At 68.7% G+C, this 16,981-nt stretch carries 14 protein-coding genes; 13 read left to right on the top strand and 1 reads right to left on the bottom strand.

Translation table 11 applies throughout. The annotated features are described in order from the left end of the window. The first annotated feature begins 255 nt into the window (after nt 1–255). The 10 genes from ngcE (at nt 256) to RV986_RS13140 (ending at nt 14,071) form a co-directional block, all read left to right on the top strand. The gene (gene ngcE / locus RV986_RS13185) at nt 256–1,758 is read left to right on the top strand and encodes an N-acetylglucosamine/diacetylchitobiose ABC transporter substrate-binding protein (protein WP_475917580.1); all 1,503 of its coding nucleotides are present in this window, start codon (nt 256–258) and stop codon (nt 1,756–1,758) included. Nucleotides 1,759–1,817: 59 nt separating this feature from the next. Beyond that, nucleotides 1,818–2,750 (top strand): carbohydrate ABC transporter permease, encoded by a 933-nt coding sequence (locus RV986_RS13180; protein ID WP_475917579.1) that lies wholly within the window; start codon nt 1,818–1,820, stop codon nt 2,748–2,750. Between the two features lie 18 nt (nt 2,751–2,768). Then, on the top strand, nt 2,769–3,707 hold the full coding sequence (locus RV986_RS13175; protein ID WP_475917578.1) for a carbohydrate ABC transporter permease: 939 nt from the start codon (nt 2,769–2,771) through the stop codon (nt 3,705–3,707). Nucleotides 3,708–3,950: 243 nt separating this feature from the next. Next, complete coding sequence (locus RV986_RS13170) at nt 3,951–5,150, top strand: ROK family transcriptional regulator (protein WP_475917577.1); 1,200 nt, start codon at nt 3,951–3,953, stop codon at nt 5,148–5,150. Between the two features lie 133 nt (nt 5,151–5,283). After that, nucleotides 5,284–6,381: a substrate-binding domain-containing protein gene (locus RV986_RS13165; protein ID WP_475924267.1), complete on the top strand. Its 1,098-nt coding sequence runs from the start codon at nt 5,284–5,286 to the stop codon at nt 6,379–6,381. A 202-nt stretch (nt 6,382–6,583) separates the two neighbouring features. Further along, nucleotides 6,584–7,375, top strand: a complete 792-nt coding sequence (locus RV986_RS13160) for an ATP-binding cassette domain-containing protein (RefSeq protein WP_475917576.1) — start codon at nt 6,584–6,586, stop codon at nt 7,373–7,375. Next, nucleotides 7,372–8,664 (top strand): sugar ABC transporter permease, encoded by a 1,293-nt coding sequence (locus tag RV986_RS13155; protein ID WP_475917575.1) that lies wholly within the window; start codon nt 7,372–7,374, stop codon nt 8,662–8,664. Before RV986_RS13160 ends, RV986_RS13155 begins: the two co-directional genes overlap by 4 nt. 222 nt (nt 8,665–8,886) lie before the next feature. Next, the gene (dxs, locus tag RV986_RS13150) at nt 8,887–10,818 is read left to right on the top strand and encodes a 1-deoxy-D-xylulose-5-phosphate synthase (RefSeq protein WP_475917574.1); all 1,932 of its coding nucleotides are present in this window, start codon (nt 8,887–8,889) and stop codon (nt 10,816–10,818) included. Between the two features lie 189 nt (nt 10,819–11,007). Continuing rightward, the gene (locus tag RV986_RS13145) at nt 11,008–12,531 is read left to right on the top strand and encodes an amino acid permease (RefSeq protein WP_475917573.1); all 1,524 of its coding nucleotides are present in this window, start codon (nt 11,008–11,010) and stop codon (nt 12,529–12,531) included. A 73-nt stretch (nt 12,532–12,604) separates the two neighbouring features. Continuing rightward, nucleotides 12,605–14,071, top strand: coding sequence for an ArnT family glycosyltransferase (locus RV986_RS13140; protein ID WP_475917572.1), 1,467 nt, complete (start codon nt 12,605–12,607; stop codon nt 14,069–14,071). Between the two features lie 97 nt (nt 14,072–14,168). Here RV986_RS13140 and RV986_RS13135 read toward each other — a convergent pair whose 3' ends face one another. Then, nucleotides 14,169–14,540 (bottom strand): PIN domain-containing protein, encoded by a 372-nt coding sequence (locus RV986_RS13135; protein ID WP_475917571.1) that lies wholly within the window; start codon nt 14,538–14,540, stop codon nt 14,169–14,171. A gap of 168 nt (nt 14,541–14,708) precedes the next feature. Here RV986_RS13135 and RV986_RS13130 point away from each other — a divergent pair, with 168 nt between their 5' ends. The 3 genes from RV986_RS13130 to RV986_RS13120 all read left to right on the top strand — a co-directional run bounded on the left by RV986_RS13130 (nt 14,709) and on the right by RV986_RS13120 (nt 16,712). Beyond that, the gene (locus RV986_RS13130) at nt 14,709–15,158 is read left to right on the top strand and encodes a hypothetical protein (protein WP_475917570.1); all 450 of its coding nucleotides are present in this window, start codon (nt 14,709–14,711) and stop codon (nt 15,156–15,158) included. 371 nt (nt 15,159–15,529) lie between these two features. After that, on the top strand, nt 15,530–15,667 hold the full coding sequence (locus tag RV986_RS13125) for a hypothetical protein (RefSeq protein ID WP_475917569.1): 138 nt from the start codon (nt 15,530–15,532) through the stop codon (nt 15,665–15,667). Nucleotides 15,668–15,695: 28 nt separating this feature from the next. Next, nucleotides 15,696–16,712 (top strand): hypothetical protein, encoded by a 1,017-nt coding sequence (locus RV986_RS13120; protein ID WP_475917568.1) that lies wholly within the window; start codon nt 15,696–15,698, stop codon nt 16,710–16,712. Nucleotides 16,713–16,981: the final 269 nt, after the last annotated feature.

The following is a 16,981-nucleotide window of genomic DNA, read 5'->3' as shown; positions in this document are numbered from 1 at the left end:
ACCCGCGGGCAAACGTGCTTTCGATCTTGCTCCGCTGGCGGGAAGTGGACTATACCTGTCGGCGTCCGCACAGCCGTTCCACGGCCGCGGGCAGGCACGTCCTGGGGGGATCGGGCGTCGGCGGCCGGAGTGACGGGCAGGAATCGCCGCGTTGACCCACTGAATCCCTCATGTACGACCCCAGCTTGACCTAACCGCGGTGCCGGGGAGGATCCGGTTCACCGCCTGAGTCCTGGAGAAGGCGAGGACTTGAGCATGGGATCCACTTCCGCCGAGAACAGCAACGCCGAGAACAGCAACGCCGAGAACAGCAACGCCGAGAACGGCAATCCCGAGGGTGTCGGCCGCCGTGATCTGATCAAGCGGTCGGCGGCCCTCGGGCTGATCTCCGTACCGACGATGAGCTTCCTGTCCGCGTGTGCGAGCGGCGGCGGAGACGACAGTGACTCCGGCTCCGGCGACAAGGGCACCGCCGGCAAGACCAGCAAGACCAACCCCTTCGGCCTGGAGAAGGGCGGCAAGCTGGACGTCGTCGTCTTCAAGGGCGGCTACGGCGACGACTACGCCAAGGCCTGGGAGGCCGCCTTCGACAAGAAGTGGGGCACCACCAGCGCCCACACCGGTACCCAGGAGATCACCGGCAAGCTGCAGCCGCGCTTCAACGGCGGCAACCCCCCGGACATCGTCGACGACTCCGGCGCCCAGCAGATCAAGCTGGACGTGCTCTTCAAGAACGACCAGCTTCTCGACCTCGCCCCGATCCTGGACGCGCCGTCCATCGACGACCCGACCAAGAAGGTCCGCGACACGCTGATCCCCGGCACCCTCGACCCGGGCCTGCAGGGCGGCAAGGTCGTCTCCCTGAACTACATCTACACGGTGTGGGGCCTGTGGTACTCCGGCAAGCTCTTCAAGGACAAGGGCTGGGCGGTCCCCAAGACTTGGGACGAGTTCCTCGCCATCTGCAAGGACGCCACCTCGCAGGGCATCGGCGGCCTCGCCCACCAGGGCAAGTACCCGTACTACATCAACGTCGCCATCATGGACCTGATCGCCAAGAAGGGCGGTCTGGACGCCATGAAGGCGATCGACAACCTCGACCCGAAGGCGTTCGTCGGCAACGCCGCGGCCCAGGCTGCGGTCGAGGCGATCTACGAGGTGGTCGAGAAGGGCTACCTGATGCCGGGCACCAACGGCCTGACGCACACGGAGTCCCAGACCCGCTGGAACCAGTACAAGGCCGCCTTCATCACCTGTGGTTCCTGGCTGGAGAACGAACAACTCAAGCAGACCCCGGCCGACTTCGACATGAAGTTCATGCCGATGCCGAACCTCGCGGACAGCAAGCTGCCGTTCGAGGCGATCCGGGCCGGCTCGGGCGAGCCCTTCATCATCCCGGCGAAGGCCGGAAACCTGCCCGCCGCCCAGGAGTTCATGCGCTCCATGCTCTCCAAGGAGTGGTCGACGCTCTTCGCGCAGAAGGCCAACTCGCTCACCATCGTCAAGGACGGCGTGAGCGACGGCGTGACGCTGCGCCCCGGTACGCAGTCGACCGTCGAGGCCTCGAAGGCGGCGGGCGACAACACCTTCAACTACCTCTACCCCAACTGGTACAGCGAGATGGACGTTTCCATCCAGAACGCGTCCAACGAGCTGATGTCCAAGCGAATTCAGCCAAAAGAATGGCTGAAGCGCGCCCAGGCCGCTGTCGACAAGGCGGCCAAGGACCCGGCGTCCAAGAAGAACCACCGCGACTGATCACGCACACCGGGAACACCAGGGTTTAAGCACACCCGGAACACCAGGGGCAGGATGCCATGCGAAAAGGGCAGTACCGGTTCGTCGCGGGGTTTCTCCTCGCACCTTTGGCGCTGTATCTGATCTTCGTGATCTGGCCTTACGTACAGACCATCGGTTACTCCTTCACCGACTGGAAGGGCCAGTCACAGACGTTCAGTTTCGTCGGCCTGGACAATTACAAGGCGTTGTTCCAGGACGACGTGTTCATGGGCGCGATCTGGCACAACATCCTGTTCCTGGTGTTCATCCCGGTGATCACCATTCTGCTCGCCCTCTTCTTCGCCTTCATGGTGAACGCGGGGGGCCGGGGCGGCGCCGGCGGTGTGCAGGGCGTCGCGGGATCCGGCTTCTACAAGATCGTCTACTTCTTCCCGCAGGTGCTCTCGCTCGCGATCGTCGCGGTGCTCTTCGGAGCGCTCTACCGCAGCGACAGCGGCGGTCTGCTCAACGGCATCCTGATCAAGCTCGGTCTGGTCGACACCGACCATCCGATCGAGTGGATGAACGAACCCAACCTGGTGCTCTGGTGCCTGATGGCGGTGGTCGTCTGGCACGGCGTGGGCTTCTATCTGGTGCTGTTCTCCGCGGCCATGCAGTCCATCCCGAGGGACATCTACGAGGCCGCCCTGCTGGACGGCGCGAGCCGCACCCACACCTTCTTCCGCGTCACCCTGCCGCTGCTGTGGGACACCGTGCAGACGGCCTGGGTCTATCTCGGGATCATCGCCATGGACATGTTCGTCCTCGTGTCGACGATGACCCAGGGAACGGGGTACGGCGGCGGCCCCGACCACCACAGCGAGGTCATGGCGAACGTCATGATGCGCAACTTCCTCTACTACGGAAAGAGCGGCTACGCCTGCGCCATGGGCGTCGTCATGCTCCTTCTCACCCTGGTCCTGTCCGTGGTCACGCTGCGCGCCACCCGCCGCGAGCGCATCGAGTTCTGAGCGGGAGACACGACGACTATGAGCGCACCCATCACCGAGCCGGCGAAGGTCGGCGGCGACGGCGTACCCCCGCAGCGCACCGTCAGGAAGGTTCCGCCGCAGCCGGGCGACCGGCGCAGCGAGGGCCTCGTCCTGAACGTCTTCTCGCACGGATTCCTGGCCCTGTGGGCCGTGCTGATCATCCTGCCGCTGCTCTGGCTGGTACTGAGCTCCTTCAAGACCGACGCGCAGATCGGCGGCTCGGCCCTGGGCTGGCCCTCGCACTGGCAGCTCGACGTCTTCGGCAGGGCCTGGAACAAGGGCATCGGCGACTACTTCGCGAACACACTCATCGTGCTGGTGTTCTCGGTCCCGCTGACCATGCTGCTGGGCTCGATGGCGGCGTACGTCCTGGCCCGCTACGAGTTCCCGGGCAACCGGATCGTCTACTACTTCTTCGTCGGCGGGGCCATGTTCCCCGTCTTCCTCGCCCTGGTCCCGCTGTTCTTCATGGTCAAGCGTCTCGACATGTTGAACACGTACCAGGGACTGATCCTGGTGTACGTCGCCTACTCGATGCCGTTCACCGTCTTCTTCATGCACTCGTTCTTCCGCACCCTGCCCACGGCGGTCTTCGAGGCGGCGGTGCTCGACGGGGCCTCGCACACCCGGGCGTTCTTCCAGGTCATGCTGCCGATGGCGAAGCCCGGTCTGCTGAGCGTCGGCATCTTCAATGTGCTGGGCCAGTGGAATCAGTACATCCTTCCGTCGGTGCTGATGCAGCCGCAGAACAGCTCCGATCCGGAGCGTTATGTCCTGACCCAGGGGCTCATCCAGCTCCAGCAGCAGCAGGGGTACGCCACCGACCTGCCGGTGCTCTTCGCGGGCGTGACCATCGCGATGGTGCCCATGCTGATCGTGTATCTGTCCTTCCAGCGGCAGGTCCAGGCCGGCCTCACCTCCGCCACGCTCAAGTAGCGCCGTGACGCCTTCCGAGCCCGCGCCACCTCCGACCCCGGGGGTGGCGCGGGCGTGTCCGCCCGGTGACAGAAACGGAACGAGGCCCACCGAACCCTATTTCCCTCAAGGACTTGACTGCGGTAACCCGTTCAGCGGAGCTTGGAGTTCACAACTTGTAAGCGAGCCGGGTTCCGCTGCTGTGACCCGGATCACACGGGCGGCATCGGGGCCGTCCGGCTGAGGGCAGGAGTGGATGAGTCGATGGAGACTCCGGGGTCGCAGTCGTCGCTGCATCGAGCCAATCTGGAGCGTGTCGTGCGTGCGGTGCGCCTTGCCGGTTCGCTCACGCAGGCGGAGATCGCGAGGACGACGGGCCTGTCGGCCGCGACCGTGTCCAATATCGTCCGGGAGCTCAAGGACGGGGGGACCGTCGAGGTCACACCCACTTCGGCGGGGGGACGCCGGGCCCGCAGCGTGTCCCTGAGCGGAGACGCCGGCATCGTCATCGGAGTCGACTTCGGGCATACGCATCTGCGCGTCGCGGTCGGGAACCTCGCCCACCAGGTGCTGGCCGAGGAGGCCGAACCGCTGGATGTGGACGCTTCCGCCGCACAGGGCTTCGACCGGGCGGAAGAGCTGGTCAGCCGTCTGATCGAGGTGACCGGGGTGGACAGGTCCAAGATCGCGGGTGTGGGGCTGGGCGTGCCCGGTCCGATCGATGTGGAGTCGGGGACCCTGGGGTCCACCGCGATCCTGCCGGGCTGGACCGGCGCGAAGCCCGCCGAGGAGCTGCGGGGGCGGCTCGGGGTGCCCGTGTACGTGGACAACGACGCCAATCTGGGCGCGCTCGGCGAGCTCGTCTGGGGCAGTGGGCGCGGGGTCAAGGACCTGGCGTACATCAAGGTCGCGAGCGGTGTCGGCGCGGGGCTGGTGATCAGCGGCAAGATCTACCGTGGTCCGGGGGGAACGGCCGGTGAGATCGGGCACATCACTCTCGACGAATCCGGGCCCGTCTGTCGCTGCGGCAATCGGGGCTGTCTGGAGACCTTCACGGCGGCGCGCTATGTGCTGCCGCTCCTGCAGTCCAGCCACGGTACCGATCTGACCATGGAGGGTGTCGTCAGACTGGCTCGGGACGGGGACCCGGGCTGCCGTCGGGTGATCGCCGACGTCGGCCGTCATATCGGGAGCGGAGTGGCGAATCTCTGCAATCTGCTCAATCCGAGTCGGGTTGTTCTCGGCGGTGATCTCGCCGAGGCCGGTGAACTCGTTCTCGGGCCCATCAGGGAGTCGGTCGGCCGGTATGCGATCCCCAGTGCCGCACGTCAACTCTCGGTGCTGCCAGGGGCACTTGGCGGTCGTGCGGAGGTTCTCGGGGCCCTTGCTCTCGCGCTCAGCGAGATGGGCGATTCGACACTTTTGGACGGATCGCTCTCCGCTGTTACCCCTGCCTTCACTTAGAGAACGCATGGCACCGTTGCCATCTCGTTAAGTATTTACTTCTTGACGTCGCACGTGTGGCCGAGTTGACTTCCAGCCACCTCGGCCGCAACGACGCGGCCTCGTCAGGGAGGTTTCTGAAGTGAACACGCGTATGCGTCGTGCCGCATTTGCCGTTGCCGCAGGTGCGATGGCCGTTTCGCTGGCTGCCTGTGGCAGTGCCAAGGAGTCCGGCGACAAGAGCGACAGCTCCAGCTCCGCCAAGAAGGGCGACGCGATCAAGGTTGGTCTGCTCCTTCCGGAGAACCAGACCGCGCGTTACGAGAAGTTCGACAAGCCCTTGATCGAGAAGAAGGTCAAGGAGCTCACGAACGACAAGGGCGAGGTCGTCTACGCCAACGCCAAGCAGGACGCCAGCACGCAGAACCAGCAGGTCGACACGATGATCACCAACAAGGTGGACGTCCTGATCATCGACGCTGTGGACTTCGCGGCCATCAAGAACTCGGTCCAGAAGGCCAAGGACGCCGGCATCCCGGTCGTCGCCTACGACCGTCTCGCCCAGGGCCCGATCAGCGGGTACACCTCGTTCGACAACGAGACCGTCGGCAAGACCCAGGGTGAGGCCCTCCTCACGGCGCTCGGCACCAAGGCCAAGAGCGGCAAGATCGTGATGATGAACGGCTCCTCCACGGACCCGAACGCCGCGCAGTTCAAGAAGGGCGCCCACGAGGTGCTCGACGGCAAGGTGACCATCGGCAAGGAGTACGACACCAAGGACTGGAAGCCGGAGAACGCCAACGCCAACATGGAGGGCGCCATCTCCGCCCTCGGCAAGAAGAACGTCGTCGGCGTCTACTCCGCCAACGACGGCATGGCCGGCGGTATCATCACCGCCCTCAAGGCCGCGGGCCTCTCCGTCCCGGTCACCGGCCAGGACGCCGAACTCGCGGGCGTGCAGCGCATCATCGCCGGTGAGCAGTTCATGAGCGTCTACAAGCCGTACGCCCCCGAGGCCAACGCCGCCGCCGAGATGGCCGTCGCGCTCGCCCAGGGCAAGGCGATCTCCTCGATCGCCAAGGACTCGGTCGACAGCGTGACCACCAAGGCCGTCCCCGCGGTCATCATCCCGGTCGTCTCGCTGACCAAGGACAACATCAACGACACCGTCCTCAAGGACGGCGTCTACACGGTCAGCGACATCTGCACGAGCGCCTACAAGGCGAAGTGCGACGCTCTCGGCATCAAGTAGTCCGAGCGACTGAAACAGCCGCCGCAAGTCTCTATCCACGTACGGGAATTCGTTCTTGAATTCCCGTACGGGACTTGCGTCGTACAAGCCCCTCCGGCGCCCCGTATCCATCAGCCCCGCAAAGCTAGTGCGGGGCGCCGGACGGAACACCCCCCTCCACAAACTTCTGCACAACCTCCCGCCGGGTCAGGCGGCGAAGGAGATGGTTAACGTGTCCGCTACGCCTGTTCTGGCGTTGCGCGGGGTCTCCAAGCGATTCGGTGCCGTCCAGGCGCTCACCGATGTCGAGCTTGAGGTCCACGCCGGTGAAGTGGTCGCCCTGGTGGGCGACAACGGTGCCGGAAAGTCCACGCTGGTGAAGACGATCGCCGGCGTGCACCCCATCGATGAGGGCGCCATCGAGTGGAACGGCAAGACCGTCCACATCAACAAGCCGCAGGACGCCCAGGGCCTCGGTGTCGCGACCGTGTACCAGGACCTGGCGCTGTGCGACAACATCGACGTCGTCGGCAACCTCTACCTGGGCCGGGAGCTGAAGAAGTACGGCGTCCTGGACGAGGTCGAGATGGAGCGCCGCTCCCGCGAGCTGCTGGACACGCTGTCCATCCGTATCCCCAGCGTCCGTATCCCGATCGCCTCGCTCTCCGGCGGTCAGCGCCAGACCGTGGCGATCGCCCGTTCGATGCTCGGTGAGCCCAGGCTCGTCATCCTCGACGAGCCCACCGCGGCCCTCGGTGTCGAGCAGACCGCCCAGGTCCTCGACCTGGTCGAGCGGCTGCGTGAGCGCGGCCATGCGGTGATCCTCGTCAGCCACAACATGGCGGACGTGAAGGCCGTGGCCGACAAGGTCGCCGTCCTGCGCCTGGGGCGCAACAACGGCGTCTTCGAGGTCAAGTCGACCTCGCAGGAAGAGATCATTTCCGCCATCACGGGCGCCACGGACAACGCCGTGACCCGTCGTGCGGCGCGCAGCAATGGGGAGGCTCAGAAGTGAGCATCGACAAGACCTCTGAGACCCCCGAGGACCACGTCGTGGAGAACCCGGAGGCGGCCGCCAAGGCGGTCACCGCGGTCGACCCCCGGCTCCTCGTCCGCGAGCAGGGCTTCGCGGGCTACGCCTCCGAGTTCAAGCGCAAGATGAAGGCCGGTGACCTGGGCTCCATCCCGGTCGTCATCGGCCTGGTCATCATCTGGATCATCTTCCAGAGCCTGAACTCCAACTTCCTCACCGCGGGCAACCTGTCCGACATCTCCGTCGCCATGGTCGGCACGGGCATGATCGCCGTCGGCATCGTCTTCGTGCTGCTGCTCGGCGAGATCGACCTGTCGGTCGGTTCGGTCTCCGGTGTCGCGGGCGCCGCCTTCGCGGTGCTGAACGTCACGCACGGCATGAACGAGTGGCTGGCCTTCGTGCTCGCCATCCTCACCGGCACGGTGGCCGGCGCGCTGCACGGTTTCGTCTTCGCGCGCATCGGTGTGCCGGCCTTCGCCGTCACCCTGGCGGGTCTGCTGTTCTGGAACGGCTTCATGCTCCAGATCCTCGGCAGCAACGGCACCATCAACCTGGACAGCGAGGGCCTCGTGGCCAAGCTGACCAGCTACTACTTCACCGATGTGGCCGCCGCCTACGTGCTCGCCATCGGCGTCACCGCGGTGTTCTTCCTCAGCTCCTTCTACGGCAACAAGCGCCGCGAGGCCGCGGGTGTGCCGTCCCGGCCGCTGAGCGAGACCATCCTGCGCACCGCGCTGCTGGCGATCGTCGCCTTCGCCGTGGCGATCACCTACAACCAGTACAAGGGTCTGCCGCTGGCCGTGGTGATCTTCATCGCGGTGCTGCTGGTCACGGACTTCGTGCTGCGCCGCACCGCGTACGGCCGGAAGATCTTCGCGCTCGGCGGCAGCGTCGAGGCCTCCCGCCGCGCCGGTATCAACGTGGAGATGGTCCGGATCTCGGTCTTCGCGATCTCCGGTACGTTCGCCGCGATCGGTGGTCTGTTCATCGCTTCGAAGATCGCGTCCGCCAACCAGGGTGCCGGCGCCGGTGACCTGCTGATGAACGCGATCGCTGCCGCCGTCATCGGTGGCACCAGCCTCTTCGGCGGCCGTGGCCGTACGTGGAACGCGCTGCTGGGTGTGCTGGTGATCGTGTCGATCCAGTACGGTCTGGCGCTGCAGGGCATCGCCTCGCCGATCCAGTACATGATCACCGGTGGTGTGCTTCTCGCCACCGTCGTCATCGACGCCATCACTCGCAAGACGCAGAAGAGCGCCGGTCGCGCGTAACGGGGTCGTGGGGGCGCCGCGAGCCCTTCGTGGCTGGTGGCGCCCACCCGGCGGGGCCGGGCAGGTCTCGGTCCCGCGCCTTGTGAAGGGGCGGCTGCCCGAACCCCTTCCTGAACCTGTGCCCGGCACCAATGGCGGTGCCGGGCACAGTCATGTCCTGGCGGAACATTAGACTCGACAGGCCCGGCAAAGCTCGATCAGCTCTACTGCAAGGAGGCACGGGTGCCGCTGCTGACCCGCATCAGGGGACCGCGCGATCTGGACCGGCTCAGCCTGGAGCAGCTGGACCAGCTGGCCGAGGAGATCAGGACCTTTCTCGTCGAAGCGGTCTCCAAGACCGGCGGCCACCTCGGCCCCAATCTCGGTGTCGTGGAGCTCACCATCGCTCTGCACCGCGTCTTCGAGTCGCCCAAGGACAGGGTGCTGTGGGACACGGGTCACCAGTCCTACGTCCACAAGCTGCTCACAGGCCGTCAGGACTTCTCGAAGCTGAAGATGAAGGGCGGCCTCTCCGGCTACCCCTCGCAGGCCGAGTCCGAGCACGACGTGATCGAGAACTCGCACGCCTCCACGGTCCTCGGCTGGGCCGACGGCCTCGCGAAGGCGAACCAGGTCCTGGAGCGCGACGACCACGTGGTCGCGGTCATCGGCGACGGAGCCCTCACCGGCGGCATGGCCTGGGAGGCGCTCAACAACATCGCGGACGCCAAGGACCGCCCGCTGGTGATCGTCGTCAACGACAACGAGCGTTCGTACGCCCCCACCATCGGCGGCCTCGCGAACCATCTGGCGACCCTGCGCACCACGGACGGCTACGAGCGCTTCCTGGCCCGCGGCAAGGACCTGCTGGAGCGCACACCGGTCCTCGGCAAGCCGCTCTACGAGACCCTGCACGGCGCCAAGAAGGGCCTCAAGGACTTCATCGCCCCGCAGGGCATGTTCGAGGACCTCGGACTGAAGTACGTCGGCCCGATCGACGGCCACGACATCGAGGCCCTGGAGTCGGCGCTCGCCCGCGCCAAGCGCTTCGGCGGCCCGGTGATCGTGCACTGCCTCACCGAGAAGGGCCGCGGCTACCAGCCCGCCCTCCACGACGAGGCCGACCGCTTCCACTCCGTCGGCAAGATCCACCCCGACACGGGCCTGCCGATCGCCTCCTCCGGCGCCGACTGGACCTCCGTCTTCGGCGAGGAGATGGTCAAGCTCGGCCAGGAGCGCAAGGACGTCGTCGCCATCACGGCCGCGATGCTCCAGCCGGTCGGCCTCGACAAGTTCGCCAAGGCCTTCCCCAAACGGGTGTACGACGTCGGTATCGCGGAGCAGCACGGCGCCGTGTCGGCCGCGGGCCTCGCCGCCGGTGGACTGCACCCCGTCTTCGCCGTCTACGCGACCTTCCTCAACCGCGCCTTCGACCAGGTCCTGATGGACGTGGCCCTGCACAAGTGCGGTGTGACGTTCGTGCTGGACCGGGCCGGCGTCACCGGTACCGACGGCGCCTCGCACAACGGCATGTGGGACATGTCGATCCTCCAGGTCGTGCCCGGCCTGCGGCTGGCCGCGCCGCGTGACGCCGACCAGGTCCGCGCCCAGCTGCGCGAGGCCGTCGACGTGACCGACGCGCCGACCGTGGTCCGCTTCTCCAAGGGCGCGGTCGGCCCGGCCGTGCCCGCGGTGGGCCGGATCGGCGGCATGGACGTGCTGCGCGCGCCGGGCACCGACGCGCCCGACGTGCTCCTCGTCTCCGTCGGCGCCCTCGCGCCGATGTGCCTGGAGATCGCCGACCTCCTCGACAAGCAGGGCATCACCACGACCGTCGTCGACCCGCGCTGGGTCAAGCCGGTCGACGAGGCCATGGCGCCGCTGGCCGAGCAGCACCGGGTGGTCGTCACGGTCGAGGACAACTCCCGTGTCGGCGGCGTCGGCTCGACGATCGCGCAGGCCCTGCGCGACGCGGGGGTCGATGTCCCGCTGCGCGACTTCGGCATCCCGCCGCGCTTCCTCGACCACGCCTCCCGTGCCGAGATCATGGCGGAGATCGGCCTGACCGCGCCGGACATCGCCCGTCAGGTCACCGGCCTGGTCTCCAAGCTGGACGGCCGCTTCCCGGGGACGGCGAGGCAGGCCGTGGACTCGGTGGAGCCCGCGCGCGACTGACGTACGACTGACGCGCGACTGACGTACGAGCCGGGTGGCCCCGGCGCGAACAGGAGTCCATTCGGGCCGGTTTCGCCACCTCCTACGGGTGGCGAAACCGGCCCATTTGCGTGAACCTGTCCGCACCGGGGCATGCGCCGTACACGCCCCCTCGATCATGTCGAGGATGTCGAGCGCGGAGGTACGCCCGTGAGCAGCACCCTCTTCAGGACGAAGAAGGTCGAACAGTCGATCTTGGACACTGAGGAGCCGGAGCACGCACTCAAGAAGTCGCTGTCGGCTCTGGATCTCACCGTCTTCGGCGTCGGTGTCATCATCGGCACCGGCATCTTCGTCCTCACCGGCAGCGTCGCCAAGGAGAACGCGGGACCGGCGGTCTCACTGGCGTTCGTGGTCGCGGGTGTCGTCTGCGCCCTGGCGGCGCTCTGCTACGCGGAGTTCGCGTCCACGGTCCCGGTGGCGGGGTCCGCGTACACCTTCTCGTACGCCTCGCTCGGCGAGCTGCCCGCCTGGATCATCGGCTGGGACCTGGTGCTGGAGTTCGCGCTGGGTACGGCGGTGGTGGCCGTCGGCTGGTCGGGGTACGTGCGCTCGCTGCTGGACAACAAGGGCTGGCACCTGCCCGACTATCTCAGCGGGCGCGAAGAGGCCACCGGGTTCGGGTTCGACATCCTCGCCGCGGGCCTGGTGCTGGTGCTCACCGCCATCCTGGTCGTCGGTGTGAAGCTCTCCGCGCGGGTCACCTCGGTCGTCGTCGCCATCAAGGTCGCCGTCGTACTGATCGTGATCGTCGCGGGCGCCTTCTTCATCTCCGGCGACAACTACGAGCCCTTCATCCCCAAGGCGCAGGCGCAGGAGGCGGGCAGCAGTCTCCAGGCCCCGCTCATCCAGCTGATGTCCGGCTGGGCACCGACCGACTACGGCGTACTGGGCATCTTCACCGCCGCCTCCGTCGTCTTCTTCGCCTTCATCGGCTTCGACGTGGTGGCGACGGCCGCCGAGGAGACCAAGAACCCGCAGCGCGACATGCCGCGCGGCATCCTGGGCTCGCTCGTCATCTGCACCACGCTGTACGTGGCCGTGTCGATCGTCGTCACGGGCATGCAGAAGTACACCCGGCTCTCCGTCGACGCCCCGCTCGCCGACGCCTTCAAGGCGACCGGGCACCCCTGGTACGCCGGTGTCATCAGCTTCGGCGCCGCCGTCGGACTGACCACGGTCTGCATGATCCTGCTCCTCGGCCAGACCCGGGTCTTCTTCGCGATGAGCCGCGACGGGCTGCTGCCGCGCTTCTTCTCCCATGTCCACCCGAAGTTCCGGACCCCCTACCGGCCGACCATCCTGCTCGGCGTGATCATCGCGATCCTCGCGGGCTTCACCAGCCTCAGCACCCTGGCCAAACTGGTCAACATCGGTACGCTCTTCGCCTTCGTCGTCGTGGCGATCGGCGTCGTCATCCTCCGCCGTACCCGCCCCGATCTGCACCGCGCCTTCCGGACCCCGCTGGTGCCGCTGGTGCCGATCGTCTCCGTCCTCGCCTCGCTGTGGCTGATGCTCAACCTGCCCGCCGAGACCTGGCTGCGGTTCGGGATCTGGATGGCGGTCGGCATCGTCGTCTACTTCCTGTACGGCCGCTCGCACAGCCGTCTCGGGCGGCACCAGGAGACAACGCCGGACGAAGTACGGACGTCGCACGAGCGCGGCGGCGAGTGATCGGCCCGGTTGATGACCCGGCCCCGTATGTCCCGCTTCGATGCAGACCGCGGGGCCGGATAGCGTGCACCGTATGCTCGGCCGGCTCCTGGAAACACCTCGCTCCGCAGCCGCGTCACGGGTGTCGGGCGCCGGCTACTGGAGACGGCTGCTGCCCGTCCTCGCGGCGCTGGTCTGCCTCACCCGGGCCCCCTCCTTCGTACGGCCGCTGTGGAACTCCGACGAGGGCTATCTCGCCGTACAGGCGCGGATACTGGCGGGCGGGGGAGAGCTGTACGAGACGGTCGTGGACCGCAAGCCGCCGCTCGTGCCCTGGCTGTACGAGGCGGCGTTCGCGGTGTGCGGCTCCGGATCGCTGACGTCCGTACGGGTCCTCGCGATCCTTGCCCAGCTGGCGACCGCCGTGCTGCTGGCGTCGCTGGCCCGGCGCCGCTGGGGTGAGCGCGCCGGATGTACGGCGGGAGTGCTGTATGTGCTGGCCTCGATCGGGCTCAACCCCGAGGACGCGCAGGCCGCGACCTTCGAGGTGTTCATACTGCCCTGCACGGCGGCCGCGATGTGGTGCGCCGACCGCCGCCGCTGGAGAACCGCCGGAGTGGCGGTCGCCTGCGCCTTCCTGACCAAACAGACCGGCGGGGCGGTACTCGTGCCGGTGCTCTGGCTGCTGTGGCGGTACGAGGTGGGTCCACGAAGGGGCCTGCTGGGACTGGCAGTCGGGCTGGCGGCGCCGGTGCTGGGCGCGGCGCTGCTCACCGATCCGGCGGGATTCGTGTTCTGGACGGTCACCGGGTCGGGCGCCTACGCCTCCTTCGCCGGCTCCGAACTCCACGTCCTGTCACGGGGGTTGACCAACACGGCGATCCTGGCGGTGGCCTGCGCGGGTCTGATCCCGCCGGTGCTGCGGGCGCTGCGCGTCGCCCGCACCGGCTCGGCCGAACTGTGGCTGTGGTTCGGCTCGTCGTCGGCCGCCGTGCTGGCCGGCTTCCACTTCTTCGGCCACTACTACCTGCAACTCATTCCGGCCGCAGCCCTGTTGGCGACGGCCGCGCTGCAGATCCTGCCCCGCCACCGTCTCGTGACCGCCGTCCTCACCTCGGTCTGCTGCTGCGCCCTGTTCCTGGCCTGGGGCCTGCTCGCGCCGCGCCCCGAACTCGCCCACGCCCAGCGCCTCGCCGCCGCCGTGGACCACCGCACGGACCCCGGGGACCGCGTCCTCGTCTGGGGCATGCACCCGGAGACGTACTGGCTGGCGGACCGGACCCCGGCGAGCCGCTACCTGACCGCGGGCTTCCTGACGAACTACAGCGGAGGGCGGGACGGGCCACAGGTCGGCGAGAAGTACGCCGTGGAGGGCGCCTGGCCGGTGTTCCGCGCGGAGCTGACGGCCCGTCCGCCGGCCCTCGTCGTCGACGACTCCCGGGGCAAGCCGTACGCCCCGGACCGGGTCCGCTCACTGCGCCGGCTGCTGACCGCGGGGTACGAGGAGGCGGGCACGGTGGACGGCGCGGTGCTGTACGCCCGCACGAGCACCGGCGACTGACCGGGTGCCGGGGGAGGGGCGAACGTCGTCGCGTCGCCGTGCACCGCTCCGCGCGACGCCGGGGCCGTGCTTGCGCCCGGGGCCCGTGTCCCTCCGTTCAGGACGTGCCCAGTACCGTCCGCGGGCCCGTCACCTCCGCCCCCAACTCGGATACCCTGCGCCGCAGTTCACGGTCCGCCGTGACGGTCAGCACGCGGCGCTCGCGGTTCTCCGCCACCAGCTCCACGATGCGGTCGTCGCCGCTGCCGGGGGCCGCCACGACCCGTACGCCCGGGACGGAGTCCACGCCCTTGGCCGCGCCCTCCACCACCAGGACGAGCTCCACGGGACCCTCGTGCCCCGGCAGCCCGTCCCGGGCGAGCCGGTCCCGCAGACGTTCCGCGGCGCCCCGGCGATCGCGCCACCAGCCGTCGGGGACGGAGCCGACGACATTGGCACCGTCGATGATCACCAGAAGAGGGTCGCTCATGGGGCCAGGGTCGCACGGGCCGTGCCGCCGCACGGGGGCGGACAACCTTCACTCCAGGTTGGAGAAACGTTCATCCTGTGATGGTGCGCACTCGGCCTCCCGCGTGCCCGCACCGCGGAGGCGGCAGGGGAGCCGCGCCGAGCGTCATGGGAAGGGGCAGGTCACGCCATGCGGACCAGATCCGGGCGGGCCGCCGCCCGGGGCAGAGCGAGAGCCGTCACCGGCGCACCCGGCGGCCCGGCCGAACTCGTGGGCCTGCGCCGCCAGTCGGTGCTCGGCAGCGGGGTCACCGTCGACGTCGTACACGCCGTGCAGGACCTCGACGGCAACGGCTTCAGCGGCTGGCGGACCCTGGAGAACCCGGACCGGTCCCACGGCGACGGCCGCCGCCGGCGCGAGGTGGGTGTGCCGTCGGCCGCCGTCGACGGCATGGGCCGACTCCACGTGTTCGTGCGCAACTTCGCCCAGGGCGTCAGCCTGCGCCGCCGCGACACCACGGGCGCCTGGACTCCCTGGGAGGACCTCGGGGGCTCCTTCGTCCAGGACGCGGGTACGGCCCTGACCACCCGGCACGGCACGGCACGGTGGAGCTGTACGTCCCCGGCAAGAACACCGTAGGGCGCTGGCACCAGGGCGAACCCGGCGGCCCTTTCACCCTCGACGACACCCTCAGGACCGGCCGCCCCGCGACCGGCGGCATCACCGCCGTCGACTCGGGCGCCGGGCGCACCTGCCTGTACTACCGGGAGGCCGGCACCCAGCAGGTCATGGCCTACCGTCAGCACGCCGACGGCCGACGGCCGACGGCCCGGATCCGGCGCCGGGCTCGGCGGCCACGGCGGTACGGGCGCCGTCGCCGCGCTGTGGGCGCCCGAACGTGGCGCCCGGGAAGCCTTCCTGGCCCACCGGGGCAGCCGCGGCCGCCCCGTCGTGTCGCTGTCCGACCGCGACAAGGACATCTCCGGCACCCACCGGCGTGAGTCGGGGACATGTTCACCCACGCACCCGCGAGGGCGTACGACGCCGCCGGCGCCGTCGTCCTGGCCGTCATCGGCACGGACGGCGAACTGCGTGTCCGCCGCCGGCTGTCTCCCGTTCCCGGCAGCTCCCTGGGCCCCTGGCGATGACGGTCCGGCCCCGGATTACAGTGAACCGGTGAACGGCGAATGGCTCAGACGCGGTCGCGACGGCAGGCTCAGTGTGTACCTGGTGTCGGGCGCCGCTGTCCGCTGCCGGGCGGAGCGCGCGCCCGGCGGTCCCTGGGACCCCCCGCGCACCATCGGCGGCGAGCAGCGCCTGCACCCCGTGCTCGCCCTCGGCCAGGGCGCCGACGGCTACACCCACCTGGTCTCCTGGCGACCCACCGTGCCCGGCGAGTCCGGGCTGGTCCACACCACGCACTTCCAACCACGGCTCGCCGCCCTCGACTGGCACCCGATCGGGCACCCCAACAGGAAGGGCGACCGCACCGGCACACCGGCCGTCGCCGTCGACGCGCAGGGACGCGCCCATGTCTTCGTGCGCAACAACGGCGGTGGGGTCAGCATGGTCGCCCAGAAGGAGAAGGGCGGCTGGGACCCGTGGCGCGACCTCAAGGGGAGCGGCGTACGGGACGACCTGGCGGCCGTCGCGGGGGAGTCCGGGCTCATCGAGCTGTACGCGGTCGTCCCCGACGGGATCGTGCACTGGGTCCAGGAGGAGCCGGGCAAGCCCCCGGCCCTGCGGGAGTCCCTGGAGACCTCGGTACGTCCCGGCACCCTCCGTGCCCTCGTGACCTCCCCCGGCTCCACCACCCTCTTCTTCACCGACGAGGCGGGTGACGTGTGCGCGTGGCGGCCGGGCGCCAAGCCGGTGTCGTTGCTCGCCGGCGCCGGGCCCGGGCCGGTCTCGGCGATCCGTTGCGAACTGGACGGCTTCGACTGCACGTTGCTCGCGCAGCGGTCGGCGAGTGGGCGGGTCGTCTTCGCCGCGTATCCGACCGAGCAGGAGTCGGCGGGGGCCTGGTGGACGGAGTCGGGGCCCGGGTTGCCCGTCGGGGCGGAGGTGTCGCTGACGGAGGATGAGGAGGGCCGGGTGGTCGCCGCGAGCCTGGCTCCGGGCAGCGAGGAACTGCTCGTCACCCGCCGCAAGAACGAACCGGGTCTGGCATTGGAGGCATGGCGCCCGGTGTAAGCCCCGAAGCCGTGGGGCGTTCTTTCGGCTGCTGCCCGGTGGGGGCTGGTCGCGCAGTTCCCCGCGCCCCTGAAAGCCGGGGCTGCGCCCCGGATCCCCCGCCCGCTCCAGGTTGCTTGGCTGCTGCCCGGTGGGGGCTGAGCGCGCAGTTCCCCGCGCCCCTTGAGAGCGTCGGCGCGCATCATTCAGCCCGTCCGGCGTTTGAGGACGAGGCCGTTCAGGCCGACGCGGGGGTCTGGGGGCGGAGCCCCCAGGCAGCGCAGAGTGCC

This window comes from Streptomyces sp. RLA012 (assembly GCF_056270325.1).
Note: the sequence above shows the minus strand (reverse complement) of the source record. Positions and strands in the feature narration are given on the sequence as shown.

Coding starts and splice junctions, on each gene's coding strand:
- RV986_RS13125 (WP_475917569.1), top strand. CDS start 15,530: ATGTTCACCCACGCACCCGCGAGGGCGTACGACGCCGCCGGCGCCGTC.
- ngcE (WP_475917580.1), top strand. CDS start 256: ATGGGATCCACTTCCGCCGAGAACAGCAACGCCGAGAACAGCAACGCC.
- RV986_RS13160 (WP_475917576.1), top strand. CDS start 6,584: ATGGTTAACGTGTCCGCTACGCCTGTTCTGGCGTTGCGCGGGGTCTCC.
- RV986_RS13130 (WP_475917570.1), top strand. CDS start 14,709: ATGCGGACCAGATCCGGGCGGGCCGCCGCCCGGGGCAGAGCGAGAGCC.
- RV986_RS13170 (WP_475917577.1), top strand. CDS start 3,951: ATGGAGACTCCGGGGTCGCAGTCGTCGCTGCATCGAGCCAATCTGGAG.
- RV986_RS13180 (WP_475917579.1), top strand. CDS start 1,818: ATGCGAAAAGGGCAGTACCGGTTCGTCGCGGGGTTTCTCCTCGCACCT.
- RV986_RS13135 (WP_475917571.1), bottom strand. CDS start 14,540: ATGAGCGACCCTCTTCTGGTGATCATCGACGGTGCCAATGTCGTCGGC.
- RV986_RS13165 (WP_475924267.1), top strand. CDS start 5,284: ATGCGTCGTGCCGCATTTGCCGTTGCCGCAGGTGCGATGGCCGTTTCG.
- RV986_RS13140 (WP_475917572.1), top strand. CDS start 12,605: ATGCTCGGCCGGCTCCTGGAAACACCTCGCTCCGCAGCCGCGTCACGG.
- RV986_RS13175 (WP_475917578.1), top strand. CDS start 2,769: ATGAGCGCACCCATCACCGAGCCGGCGAAGGTCGGCGGCGACGGCGTA.